This is a genomic window from Streptomyces sp. NPDC033270 (genome assembly GCF_055576575.1).
This window is the reverse complement of record NZ_JBVIRA010000021.1, coordinates 103,010-125,073: the sequence shown is the minus strand read 5'-3', so window position 1 is coordinate 125,073 and position 22,064 is coordinate 103,010. Positions and strand designations below refer to the sequence as shown.

Below are 22,064 nucleotides of genomic sequence, written 5' to 3'. Positions count from 1 at the left end.
GTCCAAGCGCTAGGCTGACCTGCCATGAACGCCCGCAGCTCCCCCGTCCCGGCCCCCCGCTCCGCCTCCCGCCTTGAGCTGATCGCCGATGCGGCGCTCGCTCTGCTCGCCGAACGCGGCATGCGCGGGCTGACCCACCGGGCCGTGGACGAGGCGGCCGGGCTGCCACCGGGCTCGACGTCGAATCTCGCGCGCACCCGGGCGGCCCTGCTGGAGACGGCGGTACGCCGGCTGGCCGAGCGGGAGGCGGCGGTGCTGGCACCGGACGAGATGCCGAAGACCCCGGAAGGGGCTGGCGACGGCACAGCGGCGGGTGCGGCCGCCGACGCCCTGTCCCTGGCGCTGCACCGCTACCTCTCCCGGCACCGGCAGCTGCTCATCGCCCGTTACGAACTGGCCCTGGAGGCCACCCGCAGGCCCGAACTGCGGGAGGTCTACGACCGGGCGGGCCGGGCCTTCCGTGAGCCGATGGTGGCGATGCTCGCGGCGGCCGGCTCCGGCGAACCGGAACGGCACGCGCTCAGCGTGGTCGCCTGGTGCGACGGCGTGCTCTTCTCCTGCACGGCGGGGCAGTTCCACGCCGCCGTCCCCACCCGCGCCGCACTGCGCGCCTCGTGCGCGGAGCTCCTCGACGGGATGCTGCGGGGCTAGGGGGTGTCCGATGGGGCAGGGTCGGACAGGCCGCGGCGTCTGGTGCGGTGCATCGCAAGGCGCCGGAGCGACCCGATAGCGGAGCTCTCGGGACGTTTCGGCAACGCCGCGAGGTACCGTGCCAGACGCCGCGGACCCGGCCATGACCCATCGGACAGACCCTAGGGGGTGTCCGATGGGGCAGGGTCGGACAGGCCCTGGGGGGTGTCCGCACAGTCCCGTCGTCCGCCCGTAGGGCGGGGCCCGCGGAGGTCGACGCGGTCCCGCGGAGATCTCCGGGACGGCCGCTACGCCGTTCGCCCGGCCGCGCGGTCGATCCGCAGCTCCAGACGCTCGATCGCGTCCCTGAGCCCCTGGCGGTACTCGCCGTCGGCGAGGGCGTTGGCCGACGCCCGGGCGCGCAGCAACTGGGCGCGGGCGTCGGCCGTCCGGTCCAGTGCGGCGTAGTCGGCCGCGATGTTGAGATGCAGCGAGGGGAAGAACGCGCGCAGCGCGACGAGGGGGTGCCGCGGGCCCGGCCCGTCGGCGACGCTCGACTCCCCGGGAGCGGATCCGCCGCCCCGGTCGGGCCGCTCGGTGACGAAGCCCTCGGCGGCCTCCAGGGCTCTCAGGTCCCAGTCGAGCTCGTCCCTGGGGTCGTCCTGGGTGTCGGCCATGTAGTGGGCGAGGGTGCAGCGGTGGAAGGCGTCTCCGTGCGGCCCGATCTCGTGCCACAGCGCCGAGAGGCGGTTGCGGGCCTCTTCCCGGTCACCCGCGCGATGCAGCATGATCGCCTGGCCGATCCGGGTCAGCACGCCGTCCTCGGGCGTCGCCTCCCGCCGCTTGTCCATCACCGCGCACTCCCGGGGTTCGCTCACCACCGTCACTGCTGTTGCCTCGACGCTAACCGCCGCTGGAAACCTTCGCGCGGTGTGCGCGACGCACCGGGTGGCCGGGCCCGCCCGGCGGACCGCACGGACGGGCACTGCGCGGGCCTCCAGGACTCAGCCCAGGTCAGGGATCCGCCAGTCGATCGGGGCGTGCCCCTGCGCGGCGATCGCGTCGTTGATCTGGGTGAAGGGGCGGGAGCCGAAGAACTTCTTCGCCGACAGCGGGGAGGGGTGCGCGCCCTGCACCACGGCATGCCGCTCCTCGTCGATCAGCGGCAGCTTCTTCTTGGCGTAGTTCCCCCAGAGCACGAAGACCGCCGGGTCGGGCCGGGAGGCCACCGCGCGGATCACCGCGTCGGTGACCTTCTCCCATCCCTTGCCCTTGTGGGAATTGGCCTCGGCCTCGCGGACCGTCAGGACGGCGTTCAGCAGCAGCACGCCCTGCTGGGCCCAGGGCATCAGATAGCCGTTGTCCGGGACCGGGTGGCCCAGCTCCTCCTTCATCTCCTTGTAGATGTTCCGCAGCGACGGCGGCGTCTTGACACCGGGCTGCACGGAGAAGCACAGGCCGTGGCCCTGCCCCGCGCCGTGGTACGGGTCCTGCCCGAGGATGAGCACCTTCACCTGGTCGTAGGGCGTCGCCTCCAGCGCCGCGAAGACCTGCTCGCGGGGCGGGTAGACCGGGCCGTTGGCCCGCTCCTGCTCGACGAAGTCGATGAGCTCCTTGAAATAGGGCTTCTCCAACTCCTCGCCGAGTACCCCGCGCCAGGACTCGGGCAGCATGTCGGTCACCACGTCAACAACCTCCGGTGTGCGTTGCGTTCTCCGTCACAGAACCTACCGGCGACCACTGACAACGCCGTCCGCGGGCCGATGCGCGGGCCCGCGGCCGGTGGCCGGCCCGCGTCAGGCGGTGTCGAGCCGGGCCCGCTGGACGGGGTCCAGCCGCAGGTCGAGCGCCGCCAGCCCCTCGTCCAGCTGCGCCACCGAGCTCACGCCCAGTACGGGCACGACGGGCAGCTCGCCGCCCATCAGCCAGGCCAGCACCACCTGGTTCACGGTGGCCCCGCACTCCGCCGCGACCTCCGCCAGTACCCGCAGCCGCGCCACCGAACCGGGGTGGTCGTAGGCCTCCGGCAGCGGACGGTCGGCACGCGCGTACGCCCCTCCCATCAGCGTCCCATACCCGACCGGCGTCAGATCGGGGTGCGCCGCCGCGTAGTCGAGCAGCTCCTCGTCGGTCTCCACATGGTGGCCGGAGGGCAGGTCCTGGCGCGGCCGCAGATAGGTGTGCCGCCGCTGTACGGCCCTGAAGCCGGGCAGGGCGCGCCCGGCTGCGGTGTGCCGGGCCTCGGCCAGCCGCCAGGTCCGGTGGTCGCCGGCACCGAGGGTGCCCACCCTGCCGTCCTGGACGAGGCCGGCCAGCGCCTCGACGGTCTCCTCCAGAGGGACTGCGCGGTCCTCGAGGTGCGCGTAGTACAGGTCCACCCGGTCGGTGCCCAGCCGGCGCAGACTGCCCTCGATGGCGGCGCGTACGGCCGCCGCGGACAGGCCCTCCGCGTTGGCGGGCCACCGGGCACCGCGGGCCGGATCGGGCCGGGCACCGACCTTGGTGGCCAGCACCGTGCGGCCGGCCGCGCCACGGCTGCGCAGCCAGCGGCCGAGCAGCAGCTCGCTCTCGTCGCCGGTGGCGCCCGGCACCCAGCAGGCGTAGTGGTTCGCGGTGTCGATGAAGGTGCCACCGGCCGCCACGAAGCGGTCCAGGATCGCGAACGAGGTCGGTTCGTCGACGGTGGTGCCGAACGGCAGCGTCCCCAGGCAGACGGCGCTGATCCGGGGCCCTTGATCGCCGCCGAGCGTGCGGTAGTGCATGGCATGCCTCCCTGACAGGTCCGCCGACGCGGATGGTGCCGGCCCCGAAAGGGACCGGCACCACGGACTCTGCCTCTTGGAGCGCACACCAAGGCAAGGCCGCCTCGCGGCCCGCCCGGCCGTCAGACCCCGGCGTTGAGGAACAGACCGCCGTCGACGACCAGCGTCTGACCGGTGATCCACCCCGAGTCGCCGGACAGCAGGAAGGCCGCGGCCCCGCCGATGTCCTCCGGGACGCCCAGCCGCGCCATCGGGTAGCCGGCCGCCGCCTCCTCCTCGCGGTTCTCGTAGAGCGCCGCCGCGAACTTGGTCTTGATCACTGCCGGCGCGATGGAGTTGACCCGCACCACGGGCGCGAACTCATGGGCGAGCTGCACCGTGAGGTTCACCATCGCGGCCTTGCTGATGCCGTACGCGCCGATGAACGGCGAGGCGTTCAGCCCGGCGATCGAGGCGATGTTGACGATCGCCCCGCCGTTGTCCTTCTGCCAGGCGTGCCAGGTGCGCTGGGCGAAGCCGAGCGCGGAGATGACATTGGTCTCGAAGACCTTGCGCGCGACATTGAGGTCGAGGTCGGCGATCGGGCCGAACACCGGGTTCGTGCCCGCGTTGTTGACGAGGTAGTCGACCCGGCCGAAGGCCTCCATCGCGCGCTCGACGGCGACGGCCTGGTGCGCCTCGTCGTGCGCCTTGCCGGCGACGCCGATCACCCGGTCCGCGCCGAGCTTCTCGGCGGCTTCCTTGAGGGCGTCCTCGTTGCGGCCGGTGATGACGACCCGGTCGCCGCGGGCCACCAGGGCCTCGGCGATGCCGTAGCCGATTCCGCGGCTGGCGCCGGTGACCAGCGCCACCTTGCCGGAGGGCTCGGGGAGCCCGCTGTCCTGCTCGGTCATGTCCTGTGCTCCTGAGGTGGGTGGTGCGGCGGTCAGTTGAGCGGGCCGCCGGCGACGTACATGACCTGGCCGGACACGAAGCCGGCCGCGTCACCGGTGAAGAAGGCGATCGCGTTGGCGATGTCCTCGGGCCGGCCGACCCGCTGCACCGGGATCTGGGTGGCGGCCGCGGCCTGGAAGTCCTCGAAGCCCATGCCGACGCGCTCGGCGGTGGCCGCGGTCATGTCGGTGACGATGAAGCCGGGGGCGACGGCGTTGGCGGTGACGCCGAACTTGCCGAGCTCGATGGCGAGCGTCTTGGTGAAGCCCTGCAGACCGGCCTTGGCCGTCGAGTAGTTGACCTGGCCGCGGTTGCCGAGCGCCGAGCTGGAGGAGAGGTTGACGATCCGGCCGAACCCGGCGTCCACCATGTGCTTCTGGCAGGCGCGGGACATCAGGAACGCGCCCCGCAGATGCACGTTCATGACCGTGTCCCAGTCGGTCTCGCTCATCTTGAACAGCAGGTTGTCGCGGAGCACACCGGCGTTGTTGACGAGGACGGTCGGCGCGCCGAGCTCGGAGGCGACCCGGGTGACCGCCGCCTCCACCTGCTCCGCGTCCGAGACGTCACAGCCGACCGCGATGGCCTTGCCGCCGGCCGCGGTGATCTTCTCGACGGTGTCCTTGCAGGCCGCCTCGTCGAGGTCGAGTACGGCGACGGCACGGCCCTCGGCGGCCAGGCGTACGGCGGTGGCCGCGCCGATACCGCGGGCCGCGCCCGTCACAATGGCGACGCGCTGCTCGGTGGTGGACATGCGGGTTCTCCTCACCCTCGAAACCTCGACAAGCGGTCCGCCGCACCGATCCCGTAGGTGAGCAACCGCTTAGTAGCCTGAGCAGGGCTGACGCTAGAAGCCCCGCCACGCGCTGTCAACGCCCCACCACCGCGCCGTTGCCGACCTCACCTCGACGCGCACCGGGCCACGGCGCGTTCTCGCCATAGATACGGGCCCTCGCTATGCCTACGAGCCCTCGCCACGTACATGGGTTCTTGCCATACACAGCAGGCGCCCGGCCCGCCCTACGGCAGACCGGGCGCCCGTGCCGAGGCGTCCGCCACGTCAGCGCACCAGCAGCTCCAGCAGCCGCTCCGCCTCCGCCGCGGGGTCGGCGGTCAGGCCGGTGTGCACCGGTCCGGGCTGGACGATGGTGCTGCGCGGCGCGATGAGCCAGCGGAAACGCCGCCCCGCGTCGTCGCCGGCCGCCTGCCCGGCCCGTTCGCCGCCCTCGCAGATGCCCTCGACGGCACCGAGCGCGGCCCGTACGCCGGCCACGTCGACCGTGGGGTCCAGGGCCAGCAGCCGGGCCTCGTCCAGATGGGTCCTGGCCTCGACGAAGCGCCGGGCATGGCAGTACACGACCACCCCGGCATTGATCATCTCGCCGCGCTCCACCCGGGGCACGACCTTGAGCAGGGCGTACTCGAAAACATCGCGTCCGTTGTGCAGACCGGTCACTTCACTGCCCTCCGCGGCAACTTTCCGGCCAGCCATTCCGGGGCCTGCGAGGGCTTGTCCTTGGTGGGCTCCCCGATGGTGATGTGGTCGCTGATCGTCTGCGCGCGGGCCAGCAGCGTCTTGACGTACGCCTGGCGCAGCACGTCCGGCGAGTCGAAGCCGGGCTCGTCCGTCAGCCATTCGTCCGGGACGTCCGCCGCGATCTCGGTCAGCAGCTCCTCGGTGATCTGCGGCGCGAATTCGGCGGCCGCCGCCTCGATGTCCGGGCCGAAGGTGGCCAGCACATGGTCGGAGGCGTTGTAGGGCCGGGCCGCGGCCTTCTCCGCGCTCGGCCAGTTGTGGTGCCAGATCATGGCGGCACCGTGGTCGATCAGCCACAGTTCGCCGTGCCAGACCAGCAGATTGGGGTTGCGCCAGGACCGGTCGACGTTGTTGATCAGCGCGTCGAACCACACCACACGCCCCGCCTCACGGGAACCGACCTCGAAGGCGAGCGGATCGAAGCCCAGCGACCCGGGGAGGTAGTCCATGCCCAGGTTCAGCCCCCCGCTGGCCTTGAGCAGCTCCTGGACCTCCTGGTCGGGCTCGCCGAGCCCGATGACGGGATCGAGCTGCATCTGCACCAGGTCCGGCACCCGCAGCCCGAGCCGACGGCCCAGCTGCCCGCAGATGACCTCCGCGACGAGGGTCTTGCGGCCCTGCCCGGCACCGGTGAACTTCATGATGTAGGTACCGAGATCGTCGCCCTCGACGATTCCCGGAAGCGATCCGCCCTCACGCAAGGGCGTGACATAGCGGGTTGCGACGACCTCCCTCAACGATTTCTCAGACTCCACTGGTCATCTTCCTTAGCTTCCACGGCCGGCCATCAAGGGGGTGCACCTCAGGGGATCGTCCGCAATGAGCCCTGGGGGAAATCTGGGAGTGTCGACTGACATGACATGCCGATCCCCTCCCTTCCGAGCAGCCCGTCAACGACGGCGCGCCCTTTGCCTCCGGCCTCCGGCATGAAGTGAGCATAGTAACCGAGCGTGACGGCCGGCGAGGAATGTCCGAACCACCGCGCCAAAGTCACCACGGACTTTTCTGCCTCCCGCAAGACGGAGGCATAGGTGTGCTCCGCCGCTGCCGGCGGGAGACTTTCCGCATGACGCTTCAACTCTTCAGCCACCGAGGAGGGCATGTGCCGGACCGCCGGCACGATTCGAGGCGGTGGCCGATCGAGCCACTTCTCCATGGAGCAAGTCACGGAATCGAACCCGCGCTCTGCACTTCACGGAACTTCGTTCAGAGCCCGCTTTCAAGGCTCTGGCCGCAGTTCCGTGAAAGCGCAGGCAAACGAGAACATCTTCCGCCTGGGGCGTGCTACCTCGTGGCGATCAATGCGGTCGGGAACGTATGGGCAGCGGTCGGCTATCTCATGGTGATTCGATGGCTCAGCCGGTTCACGCCTGGAACTCGGTGAGATCGATAGCGTGAACGCGCAGCGGATAGCCGTACACGGGGTGCGTCGTCTCGCGTTCCGGCACCATGCCGAGCTTGCGGATGACGTTCTCGGAGGCGTCGTCTCCCACCCGGTTGATGCTGATGACTCGGTCGAGGCCACGGTCCTGGAGTGCGAACTCCAGGGTGGCCTGGGCTGCTTCGGACGCGTATCCCTGGCCCCAGAACTGTGAGCCGAGCCGCCAGCTGATCGCCACGGCGGGCAGCACCTCCGGCAGGAACTCGGGCACGGACAGACCCGTGAAGCCGGCCAGTTCACCCGAGGCAAGCAGCTCGACGGCGAAGAGGCCGAAGCCCTCCTCGTCCCACTCTTCCTCCCACCGCTCGATGGCCTCTGCCGTGTCGTCCAGGTCGCGCACCGAGCCGTCGTCGATCCAGTGCATGACCCGCGGGTCCGCGTTGATGTCCGCCATTGGCGCGAGGTCGTCGTCATACCAGCGGCGGAGGAGGAGGCGGGGGGTGCGGATCTCGGTCATGGTGCCCATCCTGCCGAAGGCAAGGGCCTCATCGGTAATTGGCACCCGCACGTGTTCCCGCTCCGGGACCGCAAGGCATCAGGCCGCCTGCACCACACGCCGTGAGGGGCGCAACATCGGGCCGATGGCCACGGGGAGATAACGTGCCACTTCGACAGCGGGGCCCGCCCGGGTCGAGCCGGCCACCGCTCAAGGCTGATCTACCGGCCGCGCCGGGACGACAGCCAACGCGACGGGCGCAAGATTTTCTCCTGGCACGACTTAGTTAACGGGCCCTTTCTGCTGCTGCGTGCCGCGCCTCCGCATTCAGGTCCGGTCCCGCCGCGCGAATCGCTTCCGTGGCGTAGCCGACAACCCGCGGCCCGTCCGCCCACACCGAGCCGCGACTCGCACTCCTGACTGGCGACAGCTTCACTCCCGGAGGAGCTGCCCCTCTCACCTGACGCATCTCATTCGGTGATTCTGCGGTAGCAGATGGGGGTGCAGGCGATGCTGGTGAAGGCAACGAAGCGCTCGGCTTTGCGTTCGCAGCGGCGGTGGCTCCCCTGTACGGTGCAACATTTCCGGGCAACTGCGCCACCTTCTCCGAAACCACGGCCTGCATTCCCGCCTTTCCCGCCGCCGTCACCAACGGGATCCGGCTGTGGCCAAAGGGAAAGCCGCCATGACGTTGGCCCTTGAAGGGAAGACCGCGCTGGTCACACCGCCGCCACCACGGACCATGCACGGATGTATGTCGCGTCGGCGCGACACTGCGAAGGTGCGGCCTGCGCAGACAAGGAGCCAAGCGCGCCGAGTGCTCCCACTCCACCGAGGACAGGTAATCCGGACGGGGTTTTCGCCCCAGCAGTCAGGCGCCCCATCAGGTGAGGGCGACGATTGTGGGCGCAGCCTGGAGGACGTGCATTTGTGGTTGGTGTTCGCAAACCGGGCCATCCCCTAGGGCAGAACCGGTTTTGCCGGGGCTGGGCGTGATCGACCAGCCGTTGTGAAGGTGTGGCCGTCTGCTTACAGTTGGCGCCTCAACTCGCCCGCCGTGCAACCGGCGGGCTCCTCTGCACACTGGGGAGATTCATGCGCAAGCGCGCAATCTTCGCTGTACTCGGCGCTGCCGTCACGCTGGGCGGGTCCACCGCCGCGTACGCGGACGAGACCGTCGGTGACGTCCAGGTCACCGCTGTCACCGTGAGCGGCGGCAAGGACGTCGCGATCGGCCTCGCCGACAAGACGGTCACGGTGTCGGTGACCGCCACCGACCCTTCGGGCATCTGGGACGCCGACTTCCATCTCTGGCGCGGCACCGACCCGGACAACCCCGACGGCTACATCAAGCCGAACGAGGACACCACCCCGGCGGACTGCGTCGCCTCCTCCGCGACCACCGCCACCTGCTCGAAGACCTTCACCTTCGCGCCGGACTCGTGGCTCACCAACGCCGACGCCGGAACGTGGAAGGTCGGCGTCGAGGTGTGGGCGAACGACGACAGCCGGGCGGTGCGGGACACCTACACCACCGTCCGACTCCAGCGCTTCTCCAAGCTGACCGTCAACGCGGGCCCGGAGCCGATATCCGCCGGCAAACCCCTCACGGTCACCGGGAGGCTGACCCGCGCCAACTGGGACACCGACATCTACGCGGGCTACACCGCCCAGCCGGTCAAGCTCCAGTTCCGCAAGGCGGGCACCAGCACCTACTCCACCCTGCAGACGGTGAACACCTCCAGCACCGGTGACCTGAAGGCCACGGCCACCGCGTCCGTGGACGGCTACTGGCGCTGGAACTTCGCAGGCACCTCGACGACACCGGCCGTCAAGGCGACCGGCGACTACGTCGACGTGCAGTAGCGCCCAGCAGTCGTGGCGCCGGCTGCCGTGGCGGCCCCGGCGCCCCGGCAGCCCGGCACCCCGCCTCGTGGGGCACTTCCTGAGAACGGATCGAGGCCCTCTTCGGGCCGACACGCGCTGCCTGCGGCGAGGGCGGGCCGGGTCCGGCACACGATCCCCCACGCCGGAACCAGCGGGCCAACCGCCGGGGCGTGAAAGGCACGGCGGCGATACGGTCCTCGGCGTCGGTGTCGGCGTCGGCGTCGGTCTGGACGGCCCGCAGGACCCTGTGTCACGTGCCATCTGCCATCTGCCATCTGCCATCTGCCATCTGCCATCTGCCGACCATCGACGGTGCCGGTCGTATGCCGTCTGCCACTTCCCGAACCGGGGGCGGATCGCGCCACGGAATGCCGGTTGTCTCGTCACCGACCCACCAAACAGTCCCTAGCCCAACCGATAGAAGCAACCCGTCGCGTCTCCTGCCCCTCTCCCCAGGCAACGCATGCACCTGAAAGGTCGCAACCGCCCGGCGACGGTGCCCGAGCAGGCACGTGGCCGGACGTCGCAAGAACGGAGTGGCTATGGCAGATTCCCCGAAGCCGCAGGTGGGACCCTCCTGCGGAGACATATCACCGCCGTCTCACACAGGTGCCGACTCTCCCAGGGGCCCGGCCGAGCCGGACTCCCCCGGACCGCCTGCTCCCCGTCCCGGGCCGCCCCGCAACGGTCTTGGCGTCGCAGCCCTCACCCTCGCCGTCCTCGGCCTCCTCATCCTCGCGACCCTCGGCGTCGTCGGCTCGACCGGCCCTGCCCGGGTCCTGTTTTGGGTGGCGGGGATCTTGACCACCACCGCGCTGGCCCTGGGGATTCTCGGGGCCCGGCGGGCGAAGCAGGGTTACGCCGGCACCCGGGGCAGGTGCTTGACCGGCGCGGTCCTTGGGGGGCTGGCCACCGTGTGGTGCGCCAATGGCGCCGTGGCCGCCACCGACCCTTTCCACCAGGTCTCGTGCCAGGCCGACCAGCGGCAAACAACGACCTCATCGGGGGCCAAGGCCAGCACTTCACCCTCCCCGAAACCGAAGACCGCTGCGGCACCTGGTAATGGCCCGGTGGGTTTCGACACCACCTGGTGCTTCAAGAATGGGGTGCAGGTGACGGTCTCGGCACCCAAGCCGTATACCCCCCGCAAGATGGAAGAAGACTGGCAAAGCGGATTTACACCGGGCAACCGAACACTGGCTGTGGAGGTCACGATCCGCAACGGCTCGACCAACATGGTGGATCTTGAGGAGTTCCTCGGCATTGGAGCCAAGGACGCTAATGGGCGGGTGGCCGAAGCCATCTTCGAAGGCGAAGACCATTCCCGCGGACTGGACAAAACGCTCCTGCCGCCCGGAATGAAGAAGGTGATGACGCAGGGATTCGCCCTGCCTCCGAGCGCAGCGAAAAGGATGGGGGTAGAGGTGAGCCTGAACTTGCCCCCGGACCGAAGGGCCTTGTGGAGCGGACCTGACGAAAGCGTCTGGTGGAGCGGGCGCGTGGGCTGACCAACAGGCACCGACTGCTCACCGAGTTCGCAGACTTCCGCCCGCACCCCGGCCTACTGGCGGCCCCGCGCGGGCTTGCCGGCGAGGCCGAAGCGCAACAATAGCCTCAACCTCAAGCGCCCGCCTCGAAGTTGCGGGGCGCGGCCGAACAGCGCCGGCGCTGGCGACGCAAGACACCGGACGCAAGACAACAGGACACAAGCCACAAGCCACAGGAAGGAGCGTGACGCCGTGAAGTGGCGAACCTAGCCGCCCACCCGGAATGTCCGGGAGCCAGGGCGGCGGTTCCGGAAGGAACGAGATGTCCCGTACGGACAAGACGAAGCCACTGTGGGTGCGCCACGCGGAGCACGACCCCCGGCCGATTCACGATCACCGCTACGGTGCCTGCGATCTGCCGCCGCACCCGACGCAGGAGGAAGCGGACACCCGCTGCCGTTGGGCACACCCCGGCATGCTGCTGTTCGGCCACACCTGCTGCTCGGGGTGCACTGTGCGTTCCTGCCGCAAGGAATGGCAGGGGATGGTCAAGACCAGCAACCGCAAGGAGCGCTACGCGGGCCGGCGCGAGGCACGTCGCTGCGCCATGGGACAGGACGGCGACTGACTCTGCCGCTCATTGCCCAAGGCCCGTCCAGTACTGCGCGTGAGCCTTGACGGCGGCGACGTCGGGGCGGATGAACAGCTCCACCTCGTAGGTGACCGTCGAGTCCTTCATCGCACCAGGCAGCACCTGGTGCGTGAAGGCCGAGATCTCATCGCGACCGGTGAGGCGCTTGCCGTGACCGGTCGTCCAGATCGCGTCGGCCCGGAAGAGGCCGACAAACTCGTGATCAACCGTTCGACAGTCCTCAGACTTTTGGCTGGGTGAAGCGGATGCGGTTGCCGAAGGGGTCGCGGAGGCCGCAATCAGTTCCGTACGGGCGGTCGGTGGGTTCCTCGGTGAACTCGACGCCCCGGCCCCGCAGCGTCTCGTACGTCTTGCGGCAGTCGTCCGTGGTGAGAATGAGCCAGCCGCTCATCGCGCCCTTGGTCACCAGATCGCGAACCTGCTCTGTCATCTCCGGGGACATCGCCGGAGGGCCCGGCTTCTCCAGCAGGATCTGGCGCTCGGGGTGGCCGGGGACGCTGACGGTCAGCCAGCGCATGAAGCCCATGTCGACGTCCGCGCTGACCTCCAGGCCGAGCTTGCCGACGTAGAAATCGAGTGCTTCGTCCTGGTCCAGGACGTAAATCGCTGAATGCGTGATTGCGGTGAACATGTGCATCACGCTACTGGGGACTCCGGACGAAAACTTATCCAAAACTGCTCAGTCGACGGATGGTTCGGAAAGCGCGCAAGGTCAGGCACTCAGCCGCGTCCACGCCATCGTGAAGCACGTCGGTACGCCCGCGGCCACCGCCGCCTTGCCGCACATCCCGTACCCGGAGCATGAGGTTCTTCAGCTGGGCCCCAGGGAGACTCCGGCGGCGTGGGTCAGCAGCAGGCGGGCGATCGCTCCGCATGGGGCGAAATCTGCGTGCCGCAGGCCGTAGCCGCCGGGTCCCCGCCGGGGGGACACGTATTCAGCGAGGAAGCGAGGAGCAGTCAGCCGTGCTGCTTCTTCGCCGTCACGGTGAAGTCGCCCCGGATGCCGTCGCCGACCATTCCGGGCTTGCAGGCGCTGGTGTACGAGCCGGCCTTGTCGATCTTCACGGTCATCGTGCGGGACGTGCCGGGGCCGATGCCCTCGACCTCGCTGACCACCTTGCCGTCCGGGCTGTAGAGGTAGAACTCGGTGATCTTGCTGCCCTCGTTGGCGATCTTGAAGGCGATGGATCCGGCGGGTGCGGACGTCCGGGAGAGTTTGCAGGTGTCATCGGCTGCCTGGACCGTGATGGCTCCCGACTTCGCGTCGCCGCCGTCGCTCTTCTCGGCGCAGGCGGTCAGAAAGGTGAAGGGGACGACGGCGAGCAGGGGAACGGTGGCAAGCCGGGGCAGGCGAGGGGGCATGACGGCTCCTGGTGCGATACGGGGACGGGGGACGAAAGCGCGCGCAGTGTAGGCGTGGGGGCCGCCCACCTGTCCAGATACCGACCACCGGACGGCTACTTTCTGAACCTCAGCGCCTACTGATGGCAACTCAACTTCCCTTGGACCAGCGGAAAGCCTCCTCTTGGCGCCCGTTATGCACCTCATGTTCGCATTGCGGGATGAGTTGACGGGCGCACGGCAGACACTTAGGTTCGCCTCACCTTACTTCCGATCGAAGGTTTTCAGTCATGTCAGGGATCAGACTCCCGCTTCGTTCACTCTCTCTGGCCGTCCCGCTCGCCCTCGCCCTCACCGCCTGCGGCGGCGCCGATTCCGGCAAGGACGCGAACAGCCCGGCCAAGGGCCAGGCGAAGGAGACCGCGCCGGCCGGTGTGGCGCATCAGCACACCATCCTGGAGGCGGAGATCAAGGCCAAGGGTGGCGAGACCCGCGCCGGCGAGTACCGCGTGGGGTACATCGTCGAGGCGGCCGAGCCGTGGTTCCACGGTGAGCACGGCGAGCACGGAAAGCTGGTCCACCGCGAGCCGACCAAGAACGAGACCCACCACATCGAGATCATCCCGATGGAGGCCAAGACCGGCCGTATCGTCCCGGATGTCCCCATCCGCCTCGAAGTCCTCGACGGCAAGGGCAAGGTCGTCCAGGCGCAGAAGCTGAACTTCTACTACGCCGAGTTCTTCCACTACGCCACCAACTTCTCGATCCCCAAGGCCGGCACGTACACGCTGCGTGCCACGCTGGATCGGCCGACGTTCCTGCGTCACGGCGCCAGCGGTGAGAAGCCCGCGCTGGGCGAGAAGACCACCGCCACCTTCCGCAACGTGAAGCTCAAGCCGGAGAACTGACCGGTGTCCCAGATGTCCGACAGAATGCTGCCCGTCCCGGTTACCGGGTCCGCCCGGGTGCCGGGGTGGGCCGAGCCTCCCGAGAGCGGCGGCGGAAACGCCCACCCGGCGACACCGGTCTGGGCGCTCGCCGCGCTGGGCGTCCTGAGTACCGCCGCACTGGCGGGTGCCTGTTGGGCGTCCGGCCACCTGCACGCCGACCCGCCGCTGCAGGCCGCGGCCCGCTTTCTGCATCTCGTCGCGCTCATCGTCGGGCTGGGCGCTGTGCTCGCCGTCGACTGGTTCGGCGTCCTGTGGATGCTCGGACGGCGCCGGCTGTCCGACGTTCTGAACACCGCCTGCACCCTGCAGGTCCCCATCTGGCTCGGGCTGGCCGGGCTGGTCGTCACCGGCTCGTTCCTCCGCCCGAACCTGGCGGCACCGCTGACGCTGGTCAAGCTCGGGCTCGTGCTGGCCATCACCCTCAACTGCCTCTACGCCCACTGGCTCGGGCAGCGCCTCGACCAGCACAAAGCCACCGGGGTGCCGCGCCGCCTGCGCGTTCAGGCGGGCGCCGCGACCGCCGTCAGCCAGCTCGGCTGGTGGGGCGCCAGCCTGGTCGGCTTCCTGAACAGCCACTCCTGACCGACGGCGGCAGCACGACCGACGGCGGCAGCAGCACCGCCGACAGCGCCAACACGACCGACGGCGGCAACACGACCGGCAGCGCCAATACGACCGACGGCGGCAATACGACCGACCGCAATGCACACCACACGAACGCGTCCAAGGAGACCGTGTGTTCGCGAACTACCTGATCGGCCTGCGCGAGGGTCTTGAGGCCAGCCTCGTCGTCTGCATCCTCGTCGCCTACCTGGTCAAGACCGGCAACCAGCGCAAACTGCCGCCCATCTGGCTCGGCGTGGGGATCGCGATCGCGCTCAGCCTGGGCGTGGGGGCGGTGCTGCAGTTCGGCTCCTCCCAGCTGACCTTCGAGGCCCAGGAGATGCTCGGCGGCGGCCTGTCCATCCTCGCCGTGACCCTGGTGACCTGGATGGTCTTCTGGATGCGCCGCACCGCCCGGCATCTGAAGGCCGAGCTGCACGGGAAGCTGGACCAGGCCCTGGCCGTCGGCACCGGCGCGCTGGTGGTCACCGCCTTCCTCGCCGTAGGCCGCGAGGGCATCGAGACCGCGTTGTTCGTCTGGTCCGCGGTCCAGGCCACGGACGACGGAGCCCGCCCGCTGGCCGGAGCCGTCCTCGGCCTCCTCACCGCCGTCGCACTCGGCTGGCTGTTCTACCGCGGCGCGCTGCGGATCAACCTCGCCAAGTTCTTCATCTGGACCGGCGTCCTGCTGGTCGTCGTCGCGGCCGGCGTCCTCGCGTACGGCGTCCACGACCTGCAGGAGGCAGACATCCTGCCCGGCCTGGACAACCGCCTGTTCGACATCAGCGCGACGATTCCGCCGGAGAGCTGGTACGGCACCCTGCTGAAGGGCATCTTCAACTTCCAGCCGAACCCCAGCGTGCTGCAATCCCTCGTCTGGGCGCTCTACCTCGCACCGGTGCTCTTCCTCTTCGTACGTCCGGCGCGCACGGCGACCACCGGACCGACGACCACCGGACCGACGACCACCAGGCCGACGACCACCGGGCCGACGACGGAGCGGCCGGAATCCGAGGGGTCGCCGTCGGCCGGGTGACCGCCGAGCGCGAACCGCTGAGCGCGAGCCGCTGACGGGCGCCAGCCCCAGCCCCGCACTGGCGGTGTGGCCTACTCCGCCTGCACCGGGACCCCCGACAGGGAAGCAGTGCACTCTCGCCCCACGCGCCGCTGTAGGTAGTGCCGACTGCGTATCGGCCGCACGGCGCCTTGATGACTGCGGACACGCGCAGGACGTCGGCGATACGGCCCCACTGCCTATTGACGGAGCGCATGCCCCGCGTGGCAGAAATTCACCCTCTCCTCACCGCTCCGCCCCAGCGGCCCCGTACGGCGACGTTCCGAACGCCGCGTACAGCAGAAGGAGTTCGCGCGGCAATCAGCGAGGCATCGACAAGAGTCGACTCGCCTTGATCATTCACAGCCTCGCGGATGTCGCCGCGGCATTTCTCGGATTGTGGATCCTGCTGTATCTGCTCGAAGCGAATCAGGCGAATGCCTTCGTCGACTTCGTGCACGGTGTGGCCGACTGGCTCGCCGGCTGGTCGCAGGACATCTTCATCATGGACACGGAAGGGCTGCGGGTCTTCTTCAACTACGCCCTCCCCGCGCTGATCTACCTCGGGGTCGGACACGGTGCGGCCGCCTGGCTGCGGCGCCTCTGACAGTGCTTCCGCCGAGCTCAGGGGGCACGGGCGACCAGTGCCCCCTGAGCGCGAAGCACCTCTTCCAGCGCTTAGCGCGCCAACCTCACCCACTACGGTCGAAAAGGCTGCGATACCCACCCACCCCGATACGCACGCTCCCCCGCGTGGCACTTCGGCGCGCCCGAATTAATCCCCATCAGCCGCGACTGCCCGTTGATTCGGCCACCGGCTCAAGATCCGGCTCGTCGCCGTCGAACGAGAGCGGGGCGACGCAGCCTGACAACGTGGTCGACAATGACCGTATGGATGTCACCGAGCTGCTCGAATCGGCTTCCCTCCTGGTCCAGGAAGAGGTCGCTACCGAAAACGACATCACGGTGCGAGACGTCTGGGACTACCTCGCCCATGACGAATGGCAGATCGCTCTGAGCCTGCTGGAGGAGCTCGGGGACGGACATCCCTTGCCGTTGACGTTCTGGGAGCAGCTTGCCGAGGCGGCTGAGCAGCTCCGCCTTGAGCGGAGTGCGGCTTGGTGCCACTGGCGGTGTTCCGAGATCCGAAACGGAATGGTCCGGGCGGATCTGACACTCCGTCCAGCCACAGAGGCGCGACGCAGGACACCAGTCTCCGGTCACGGTGTTCTGCGGCCCATGTGGGATATCGGGAACCTCTCACCCACCGGGAGTGCTTCGGTGAGCATCGCCGGGCTCTGGGTCGAGGACATGCCCACTCTGGAGCCCGGTGGCCGAGCCACTGTCCGCCTCGTTCCCCTCACCCCCTCTCACTGGACGGACGTCAAAGTCGGCCAACGGATCAGCATGCACGAGGACCGGACCGTGGCCGGCACCGCAGTCGTGCTGGAGGTTCATCTCCCTGCCACCGTCATGCCCACGAGATGACGCCGGCAGCCGGCTGCCCAACCTCTCACTGGTGCACGTGCGTCACCCGATCAGTGGCCGCGCCCGAAAGGGCTCAGTGACTCCGAGAACTCAACGGGAAAGTCGTCAGTAGCCCATCAGGGGCAGACAGCTGGTTCGTCCTGGTTCACACTGGTTCGCGTGGACAGTGTGGAGAAGCGACGGCGCGCCCGCACTCAACGGCGCCTACTCCATAGGGACTTGGCTTGGCGCCATGCGATCGGTTGGACGCCGCGAGAGCCACAGAAAGACAGCCGACCGGGTCAATGCGGGGGCCTGGTACAGGGGAGGTGCTCCTCCTGATGACCTCTCCGATCCTGTGCATCACGGCGTTGATCGTTGATCCACCACGGGAGCAGCGTGCCTCCCTGGCTTCTGGCAGGCCCGACGCCTGTGCGGGGACGGCACTGTGACACACACAGGGTTCAACGTGACGCGGTCGAGGCGGTGCCGGTGAGCAACCAGGTCAGGGTGTTTGTCTCGTCGACGTTCTCCGAGTTCTCCACCGAACGCCAACTCCTCCACAGCCAGGTTGCTCCGGTGGTCGACGAGATGTGTCGGCACTTCGGTCTGGCCTTTGAGCTCTCCGATCTGCGCTGGGGCGTGACTCCGCTGGACGTGGCCCAGGAGAAGATCATCGACATCTGTCTTCGCGAGGTCGACCGCTGCCACGACGTCTCACCGGAGCTCAACTTTCTCGTGCTGCTGGCCGACCGGGCCGGCAGCCGACTCGCGCCCGCGCGTGTTCGGGCAGATGCCCTCCACGAGATCCAGGCAAGCCTGAGGTCGATACGGTCCGAAGACGCCGACGTGTTGGCCGAGGCGCTCGGTGAGATGTACCCGTCGAGGGGCGGGAGGCCGGGGTTGCTCCTGCGTGATGACTCGCCCGCGGTGAGCGGCGCCACGCGCATGGTGATGGGCGACGGCGCCGGGGCTCTCCTGCGGGCGCTCACCTGCACTGGCGATACTGCTGAGGCGCTGCGGCGGGAGCTCGGCCACAGCCTCACACACCAGGAGATCCTACGGTCGGCAACCCTTGCCGGGCCGCACCAGAACGAAGGGGCCGTGGCCGTCATCCGCACGGCCGGCGCGCCGGAGAGCTCCCAGTTCGAGATGAGGGAGCGGGTCGCCCGGGCGTTCGGGGACCGGGCCCGCGAGTGCATTGCGGAGGCAGAGGCCTTCGTCGCCACCTGCACGGAGTTGCTGGCGGCGCGAGTCCTCCTCGCCAAGCAACGGGGAACCCGCAGCCATTACTTCCAGTGCTTCCAGGCAACCGGCCGTCTCGAGGACGCAGAGCGCATGCCGGCGTCCGAGCAGACGAAGGACGCGCTGAGGTCCGCCGCCGCACAGGCGAACGTGCTGGCCGTGGTCGGTCCGGCCGGCGCCGGGAGGAGGACGGCCCTGGCGCATGCCCGCGAGGTGCTGAGCCGACAGGAGCCCGCTGCCCTTGTCGTCCACCTCGATGTCGCTCGCTCGCCCGAACTCCAGAACTTGCGGACCTTCGCCACCGCTCTGGCATGCCTGAGCAGCCGCGCGCCGATCACCGACGAGGAAATCAAGGCCGTGGCCGCTTTGGGCACCACGGCCGTTTTGGAGCGGATGGTCGCCCGGCTCACGGCGGCCGCAGATGACGAGCCGCTGCTCGTCGTCATCGATGGACTCGACCTGGTGCGGGAGGGTGCACGGCCCGCGGCCACCGAGTGGCTGTGGCGTAACGCGGTACCGACACGTCTGTTGTTGGCATGCGACGAGCCGTTCGCCGGGACGCTGGCCGATGCCGCGATCGTGCCGGTCGACGATCAAAACGATCCACCGGCACCGGTGTCGGTGGCGAGCGCCGGCGAAACCGCACCGTTCGCGGAAGATATCTGCCGGCTTTTCCTGGGGCTGTGCTCCCTGAGTCCTTTCGGCCTGACCGATCGGGAGTTCCTCGGAGTCTGCCGCCGCGACCCGGCTGTCTACGCCGAACTCGTCGAGCACTTTCCTCATCAGCCGTTCATGGGTGAGGTACCCCCGCTGATCTGGTACCGCCTCCGTGACCACTTCGACGCGTTCCTGGAGGACGTCGGCATGACGGGCGTCCCCGCCGCACGTCTGCAGGCGTCCTACCGATCGACTGTCGACGAGTCGTGGCTTCGGCGATGCCGGACACTGCTCATCGAGCATCTGCTCGCTGATGCCGATCGGGCAACGGGGAGAGAGGCCCTGCTGCTCGCCGAGCTGGCCGCGGCCGACGGTGCCTCGCGGACGCTGGGGACACTGGTGAGGTCACCGGGCTTCATGAAGGCCAGCATCGCGGCCGACGGCGGTGATGCGCTGATGGAGGCGATTGTCGGGACCGGATCCGCGCAAGCGGTGCTGCGTCACATCGCGGAGATACAGCGCTCGACTGCGGAACTCGCCCCCCGGGAACACAGCCACTGGCTGCTCGACCTGTCGGTGCTGGTGAGGGCGCTCGGCGTGTTCGTGCTCGCGGGCGCGCTGGCGGACAGGGCGGTGGAGCTGAGACGCGCTCATCTCGGCGCCACGCACCCGCTGACGGTGGCCGCCGTGATGGAGGCCGTCGACGCACACCTGTCGGCGGGGGACTTCCGCCGGGCCGAGGAGCTCTGCGTCGGCACCATCGCGGCGTTCGGCGCTCCCTCCGGTCCCGCACTGCGGCCGCTGCGGGCCAACCTGGCAGCAGCGTTGTGGTATCAGGGGCGGAACGCCGAAGCCGAGCCTCTTCTGCGGACCGTTATCGCTTCCTACGAGACGGAACCGGGCCACCAGGTGGCCCTCAGCGAGGCCTATCAGGCCATCGCAGGAGTCCTCGCCGACCAGGGTGTGCTGGATGAGGCGCGAGGGTTTGCGAACAGGAGCGTCGCCCTGGTCCGGCAGTTCTACGGTGAGCACAGCCTGCGGCTGGCGTCGGCGTCGCTGGCCTGCGGCTGGATCATGTTCAAGATGGGTGAGTCGAACGAGGCGCTGGCCACGTTCGAGGATGCCTTCGCGCGCTGCGGCGAGTTCCGCAACCTCGGGCAGCCCATGGTGGCCGAGATCGCCATGGCCTACTTCACCAGCCTGATGGCCTGCGGTCGCCCGGACGAGGCATGCGACCTGCTCACCCGATGCCTGGATCTCGCTCCGAGGGGCGACGCCGCACTGTGGGCGATCCTCAGAACACTGCAGATTCTCGACCTTGTGAAGGCCTGCGACCCCGCAAAGGTCCGCGCGCTGGCGGATGCAGTGCACCGGTCAGCCGTCCCGCCGGACGCCACCGCCGAAGGGCGAGTCCTCAGCGCGTTCGTACGCACGGCAGCGTACGGGCTCGGCATCCGCGACGAAGCGTCGGAGACCCGATTCCTCGTCAGCGGGCAGGCCCTGTGGATCCTCGTGGTCCTCGCGGCTGCCGTCCACGAAAAGCTGTCGAAGGCGGAAGCCAAGAGTTTCGTCCGTGTTCTGGACGAGCGCGTCGACACGCTCCGCGGCGAGCCCGGTGCGGTCCGGGACTTCACCCACCCCGTGGTCGCCGCCTGGGTGTCCCACGCCGACCGTTATCTCTTTCTCGATGGCTGTCGGCGCCTGTACGCCGATCTCCATCCGGGCCTGCTGCTGCCACCGCCAACCGAGCACGCCGAAGACGCGGCCCTGCTGCAGCAGTCCTTCGACATCGTCGCGGCCGGCCGGTACGAGGAGGCGGTCGCATGCCAGTTGCGGGTCGTCGAAGCAGCGCAGCGGCTGTTCGGCGAAGGCTCGCGTGAACACGCGACGGCCCAGGTAAACCTGGGCTCCAACCAGTTCCGTGCAGGCCACCCTCGCGAAGCCTTCGGCAGCTATCGCGTCGGCATCCTGGCGCTCCTCGCCCTCGACCCCTCAAGGCTCGATGCCCTGAGCGGGAGTCTTGACAACGTCATGGAAGCCGGCTCACAGGCCGGGCTACAGCTCGAAGCGGGCCGGCTGTTCGCCCAGGTCGCGGAACTCACGAGTCCAGCGGCTGCGGGGATCAATCTCTGGACCATGTCAGCGGTGGGCTACGGCAACGGGGGTGACCGCTCCGCAGCATTCGAGGGGCTCGGCCGGGCGGTGCGGATCTACGTGGCGCTGGAGGCGAGCGAGCGGAGGCCCTGGGGGGCGGGGCTGCGCATGATCCTCACGCGGGTCGAACCCAGTTTCAGGGGGGATGCCGGGTTCACGGACCTCGTTGCCGACTTCGAACGGGCCGCGTCCGAAGTCGAACAGCACCATGTGCCGATCACGGAACCGCTGGTCACGCGTCCCGAGTCACCCGAGAGCCTGGCCAGAATGGTCATGAACGCCTCCAGAAGCCTCGGCGCGCGGATCAACACGGCCATCGAGGACCATATCGTCACCTCTGCCGCCCGCTCCGCGGAGGCTCTTCGGATGCAGGGCAGGGAACGATCGAAAATCGATCGCCGCTGGCTCCTGTTCTACAGCACAAGCCTGGTCCTCTTCTTCACCTCCGTCCAGCGGGACTGGCCTGCCGACCTGACCCGGGAGGTTCTCACGGAGAGCAGTCGACTGCTGGCCCGTGAACTCGTCTATGCCTCATCGGGCGGTGCGGACGTCTCGGCCGTCGAATCCCAGCTCGGTAGATACGTCGGCGAGTTCCACACCGCACTCGCCAACTTCCCCGGATTCCTGAGCGGCGGCGGGACGGACCTTGAACGGGACACGTTCAAGTTCTTCCTCGTGCATCTCCATCGGATCTATCCGGTGATCCCGGACCTCTCGGATCTGCGAGGAAGCTTCCTGACCCTGTACCAACGATTCGCCCGAATTTCGATGGCCGTTCTGCAGCAGCCGGATCCGGGCACCGGTCCTGGCGACTGAAGGCGCGGCGGA

Annotated in this window: 21 protein-coding genes and 2 pseudogenes; 11 read left to right on the top strand and 12 right to left on the bottom strand. The window is 68.9% G+C overall.

The window, feature by feature from the left end:
* The first annotated feature begins 24 nt into the window (after positions 1-24).
* Positions 25-651, top strand: a complete 627-nt coding sequence (locus tag ACZ5XZ_RS26820; RefSeq protein ID WP_468982378.1) for a TetR/AcrR family transcriptional regulator — start codon at positions 25-27, stop codon at positions 649-651.
* 287 nt (positions 652-938) lie between these two features.
* Here ACZ5XZ_RS26820 and ACZ5XZ_RS26815 read toward each other — a convergent pair whose 3' ends face one another.
* The 8 genes from ACZ5XZ_RS26815 to ACZ5XZ_RS26780 all read right to left on the bottom strand — a co-directional run bounded on the left by ACZ5XZ_RS26815 (position 939) and on the right by ACZ5XZ_RS26780 (position 7,760).
* Positions 939-1,481, bottom strand: coding sequence for a hypothetical protein (locus ACZ5XZ_RS26815; protein ID WP_468982505.1), 543 nt, complete (start codon positions 1,479-1,481; stop codon positions 939-941).
* Positions 1,482-1,634: 153 nt separating this feature from the next.
* Positions 1,635-2,303: a uracil-DNA glycosylase gene (locus ACZ5XZ_RS26810; protein WP_468982502.1), complete on the bottom strand. Its 669-nt coding sequence runs from the start codon at positions 2,301-2,303 to the stop codon at positions 1,635-1,637.
* A gap of 123 nt (positions 2,304-2,426) precedes the next feature.
* Positions 2,427-3,392 (bottom strand): aldo/keto reductase, encoded by a 966-nt coding sequence (locus tag ACZ5XZ_RS26805; protein ID WP_468982376.1) that lies wholly within the window; start codon positions 3,390-3,392, stop codon positions 2,427-2,429.
* 122 nt (positions 3,393-3,514) lie between these two features.
* The gene (locus ACZ5XZ_RS26800) at positions 3,515-4,285 is read right to left on the bottom strand and encodes an SDR family oxidoreductase (protein ID WP_468982373.1); all 771 of its coding nucleotides are present in this window, start codon (positions 4,283-4,285) and stop codon (positions 3,515-3,517) included.
* 32 nt (positions 4,286-4,317) lie between these two features.
* Complete coding sequence (gene fabG, locus ACZ5XZ_RS26795) at positions 4,318-5,079, bottom strand: 3-oxoacyl-ACP reductase FabG (protein WP_468982371.1); 762 nt, start codon at positions 5,077-5,079, stop codon at positions 4,318-4,320.
* A 306-nt stretch (positions 5,080-5,385) separates the two neighbouring features.
* Positions 5,386-5,817, bottom strand: coding sequence for a DUF3037 domain-containing protein (locus ACZ5XZ_RS26790; protein ID WP_468982369.1), 432 nt, complete (start codon positions 5,815-5,817; stop codon positions 5,386-5,388).
* A complete protein-coding gene (locus ACZ5XZ_RS26785) occupies positions 5,778-6,599 on the bottom strand; it encodes a HipA family kinase (protein WP_468982500.1) in 822 nt (273 codons plus the stop codon). Before ACZ5XZ_RS26785 ends, ACZ5XZ_RS26790 begins: the two co-directional genes overlap by 40 nt.
* Positions 6,600-7,226: 627 nt before the next feature.
* Positions 7,227-7,760, bottom strand: coding sequence for a GNAT family N-acetyltransferase (locus ACZ5XZ_RS26780; RefSeq protein WP_468982366.1), 534 nt, complete (start codon positions 7,758-7,760; stop codon positions 7,227-7,229).
* Positions 7,761-7,937: 177 nt separating this feature from the next.
* Between ACZ5XZ_RS26780 and ACZ5XZ_RS26775 the strand changes: the two are divergent.
* Positions 7,938-8,021, top strand: a pseudogene (locus ACZ5XZ_RS26775) (transposase); the annotation flags it as partial.
* 813 nt (positions 8,022-8,834) lie between these two features.
* Positions 8,835-9,605: a calcium-binding protein gene (locus ACZ5XZ_RS26770; RefSeq protein WP_468982363.1), complete on the top strand. Its 771-nt coding sequence runs from the start codon at positions 8,835-8,837 to the stop codon at positions 9,603-9,605.
* 306 nt (positions 9,606-9,911) lie between these two features.
* On the opposite strand, the pseudogene ACZ5XZ_RS26765 reads toward ACZ5XZ_RS26770, so the two are convergent.
* Positions 9,912-10,002: pseudogene (locus ACZ5XZ_RS26765) on the bottom strand (transposase); the annotation flags it as partial.
* Positions 10,003-10,426: 424 nt separating this feature from the next.
* Here ACZ5XZ_RS26765 and ACZ5XZ_RS26760 point away from each other — a divergent pair.
* Complete coding sequence (locus ACZ5XZ_RS26760) at positions 10,427-11,134, top strand: hypothetical protein (protein WP_468982361.1); 708 nt, start codon at positions 10,427-10,429, stop codon at positions 11,132-11,134.
* Positions 11,135-11,435: 301 nt separating this feature from the next.
* Positions 11,436-11,741, top strand: coding sequence for a hypothetical protein (locus tag ACZ5XZ_RS26755; protein ID WP_468982360.1), 306 nt, complete (start codon positions 11,436-11,438; stop codon positions 11,739-11,741).
* 9 nt (positions 11,742-11,750) lie between these two features.
* Here the strand turns inward: ACZ5XZ_RS26755 and ACZ5XZ_RS26750 are convergent, their stop codons facing one another.
* From ACZ5XZ_RS26750 to ACZ5XZ_RS26740, 3 genes are all read right to left on the bottom strand, one after another.
* Positions 11,751-12,044: an SgcJ/EcaC family oxidoreductase gene (locus ACZ5XZ_RS26750; RefSeq protein WP_468982498.1), complete on the bottom strand. Its 294-nt coding sequence runs from the start codon at positions 12,042-12,044 to the stop codon at positions 11,751-11,753.
* Positions 11,986-12,396, bottom strand: a complete 411-nt coding sequence (locus ACZ5XZ_RS26745; RefSeq protein ID WP_468982358.1) for a VOC family protein — start codon at positions 12,394-12,396, stop codon at positions 11,986-11,988. Before ACZ5XZ_RS26745 ends, ACZ5XZ_RS26750 begins: the two co-directional genes overlap by 59 nt.
* A gap of 326 nt (positions 12,397-12,722) precedes the next feature.
* Positions 12,723-13,127, bottom strand: a complete 405-nt coding sequence (locus tag ACZ5XZ_RS26740; RefSeq protein WP_468982357.1) for a cupredoxin domain-containing protein — start codon at positions 13,125-13,127, stop codon at positions 12,723-12,725.
* Between the two features lie 269 nt (positions 13,128-13,396).
* Between ACZ5XZ_RS26740 and ACZ5XZ_RS26735 the strand changes: the two genes are divergently transcribed.
* The 6 genes from ACZ5XZ_RS26735 to ACZ5XZ_RS26710 all read left to right on the top strand — a co-directional run bounded on the left by ACZ5XZ_RS26735 (position 13,397) and on the right by ACZ5XZ_RS26710 (position 22,052).
* Positions 13,397-14,014: a hypothetical protein gene (locus ACZ5XZ_RS26735; protein ID WP_468982354.1), complete on the top strand. Its 618-nt coding sequence runs from the start codon at positions 13,397-13,399 to the stop codon at positions 14,012-14,014.
* Between the two features lie 12 nt (positions 14,015-14,026).
* On the top strand, positions 14,027-14,638 hold the full coding sequence (locus ACZ5XZ_RS26730) for a hypothetical protein (RefSeq protein WP_468982353.1): 612 nt from the start codon (positions 14,027-14,029) through the stop codon (positions 14,636-14,638).
* A 154-nt stretch (positions 14,639-14,792) separates the two neighbouring features.
* Entirely contained in the window at positions 14,793-15,695 is a 903-nt protein-coding gene (efeU, locus tag ACZ5XZ_RS26725; protein ID WP_468982351.1) for an iron uptake transporter permease EfeU, read from the top strand.
* 349 nt (positions 15,696-16,044) lie between these two features.
* Positions 16,045-16,320: a hypothetical protein gene (locus ACZ5XZ_RS26720; protein ID WP_468982495.1), complete on the top strand. Its 276-nt coding sequence runs from the start codon at positions 16,045-16,047 to the stop codon at positions 16,318-16,320.
* 284 nt (positions 16,321-16,604) lie between these two features.
* A complete protein-coding gene (locus tag ACZ5XZ_RS26715; protein WP_468982348.1) occupies positions 16,605-17,201 on the top strand; it encodes a hypothetical protein in 597 nt (198 codons plus the stop codon).
* A 471-nt stretch (positions 17,202-17,672) separates the two neighbouring features.
* Positions 17,673-22,052, top strand: coding sequence for a tetratricopeptide repeat protein (locus tag ACZ5XZ_RS26710; protein ID WP_468982347.1), 4,380 nt, complete (start codon positions 17,673-17,675; stop codon positions 22,050-22,052).
* The last annotated feature ends 12 nt before the right edge of the window (positions 22,053-22,064 follow it).

What these genes read in the sequence shown, in the direction of transcription:
- ACZ5XZ_RS26820 (WP_468982378.1), top strand. Translation starts at nt 25, where the DNA reads ATGAACGCCCGCAGCTCCCCCGTCCCGGCCCCCCGCTCCGCCTCCCGC.
- ACZ5XZ_RS26815 (WP_468982505.1), bottom strand. Translation starts at nt 1,481, where the DNA reads ATGGACAAGCGGCGGGAGGCGACGCCCGAGGACGGCGTGCTGACCCGG.
- ACZ5XZ_RS26810 (WP_468982502.1), bottom strand. Translation starts at nt 2,303, where the DNA reads ATGCTGCCCGAGTCCTGGCGCGGGGTACTCGGCGAGGAGTTGGAGAAG.
- ACZ5XZ_RS26805 (WP_468982376.1), bottom strand. Translation starts at nt 3,392, where the DNA reads ATGCACTACCGCACGCTCGGCGGCGATCAAGGGCCCCGGATCAGCGCC.
- ACZ5XZ_RS26800 (WP_468982373.1), bottom strand. Translation starts at nt 4,285, where the DNA reads ATGACCGAGCAGGACAGCGGGCTCCCCGAGCCCTCCGGCAAGGTGGCG.
- fabG (WP_468982371.1), bottom strand. Translation starts at nt 5,079, where the DNA reads ATGTCCACCACCGAGCAGCGCGTCGCCATTGTGACGGGCGCGGCCCGC.
- ACZ5XZ_RS26790 (WP_468982369.1), bottom strand. Translation starts at nt 5,817, where the DNA reads ATGGCTGGCCGGAAAGTTGCCGCGGAGGGCAGTGAAGTGACCGGTCTG.
- ACZ5XZ_RS26780 (WP_468982366.1), bottom strand. Translation starts at nt 7,760, where the DNA reads ATGACCGAGATCCGCACCCCCCGCCTCCTCCTCCGCCGCTGGTATGAC.
- ACZ5XZ_RS26770 (WP_468982363.1), top strand. Translation starts at nt 8,835, where the DNA reads ATGCGCAAGCGCGCAATCTTCGCTGTACTCGGCGCTGCCGTCACGCTG.
- ACZ5XZ_RS26755 (WP_468982360.1), top strand. Translation starts at nt 11,436, where the DNA reads ATGTCCCGTACGGACAAGACGAAGCCACTGTGGGTGCGCCACGCGGAG.
- ACZ5XZ_RS26745 (WP_468982358.1), bottom strand. Translation starts at nt 12,396, where the DNA reads ATGTTCACCGCAATCACGCATTCAGCGATTTACGTCCTGGACCAGGAC.
- ACZ5XZ_RS26740 (WP_468982357.1), bottom strand. Translation starts at nt 13,127, where the DNA reads ATGCCCCCTCGCCTGCCCCGGCTTGCCACCGTTCCCCTGCTCGCCGTC.
- ACZ5XZ_RS26735 (WP_468982354.1), top strand. Translation starts at nt 13,397, where the DNA reads ATGTCAGGGATCAGACTCCCGCTTCGTTCACTCTCTCTGGCCGTCCCG.
- ACZ5XZ_RS26730 (WP_468982353.1), top strand. Translation starts at nt 14,027, where the DNA reads ATGTCCGACAGAATGCTGCCCGTCCCGGTTACCGGGTCCGCCCGGGTG.
- ACZ5XZ_RS26715 (WP_468982348.1), top strand. Translation starts at nt 16,605, where the DNA reads ATGGATGTCACCGAGCTGCTCGAATCGGCTTCCCTCCTGGTCCAGGAA.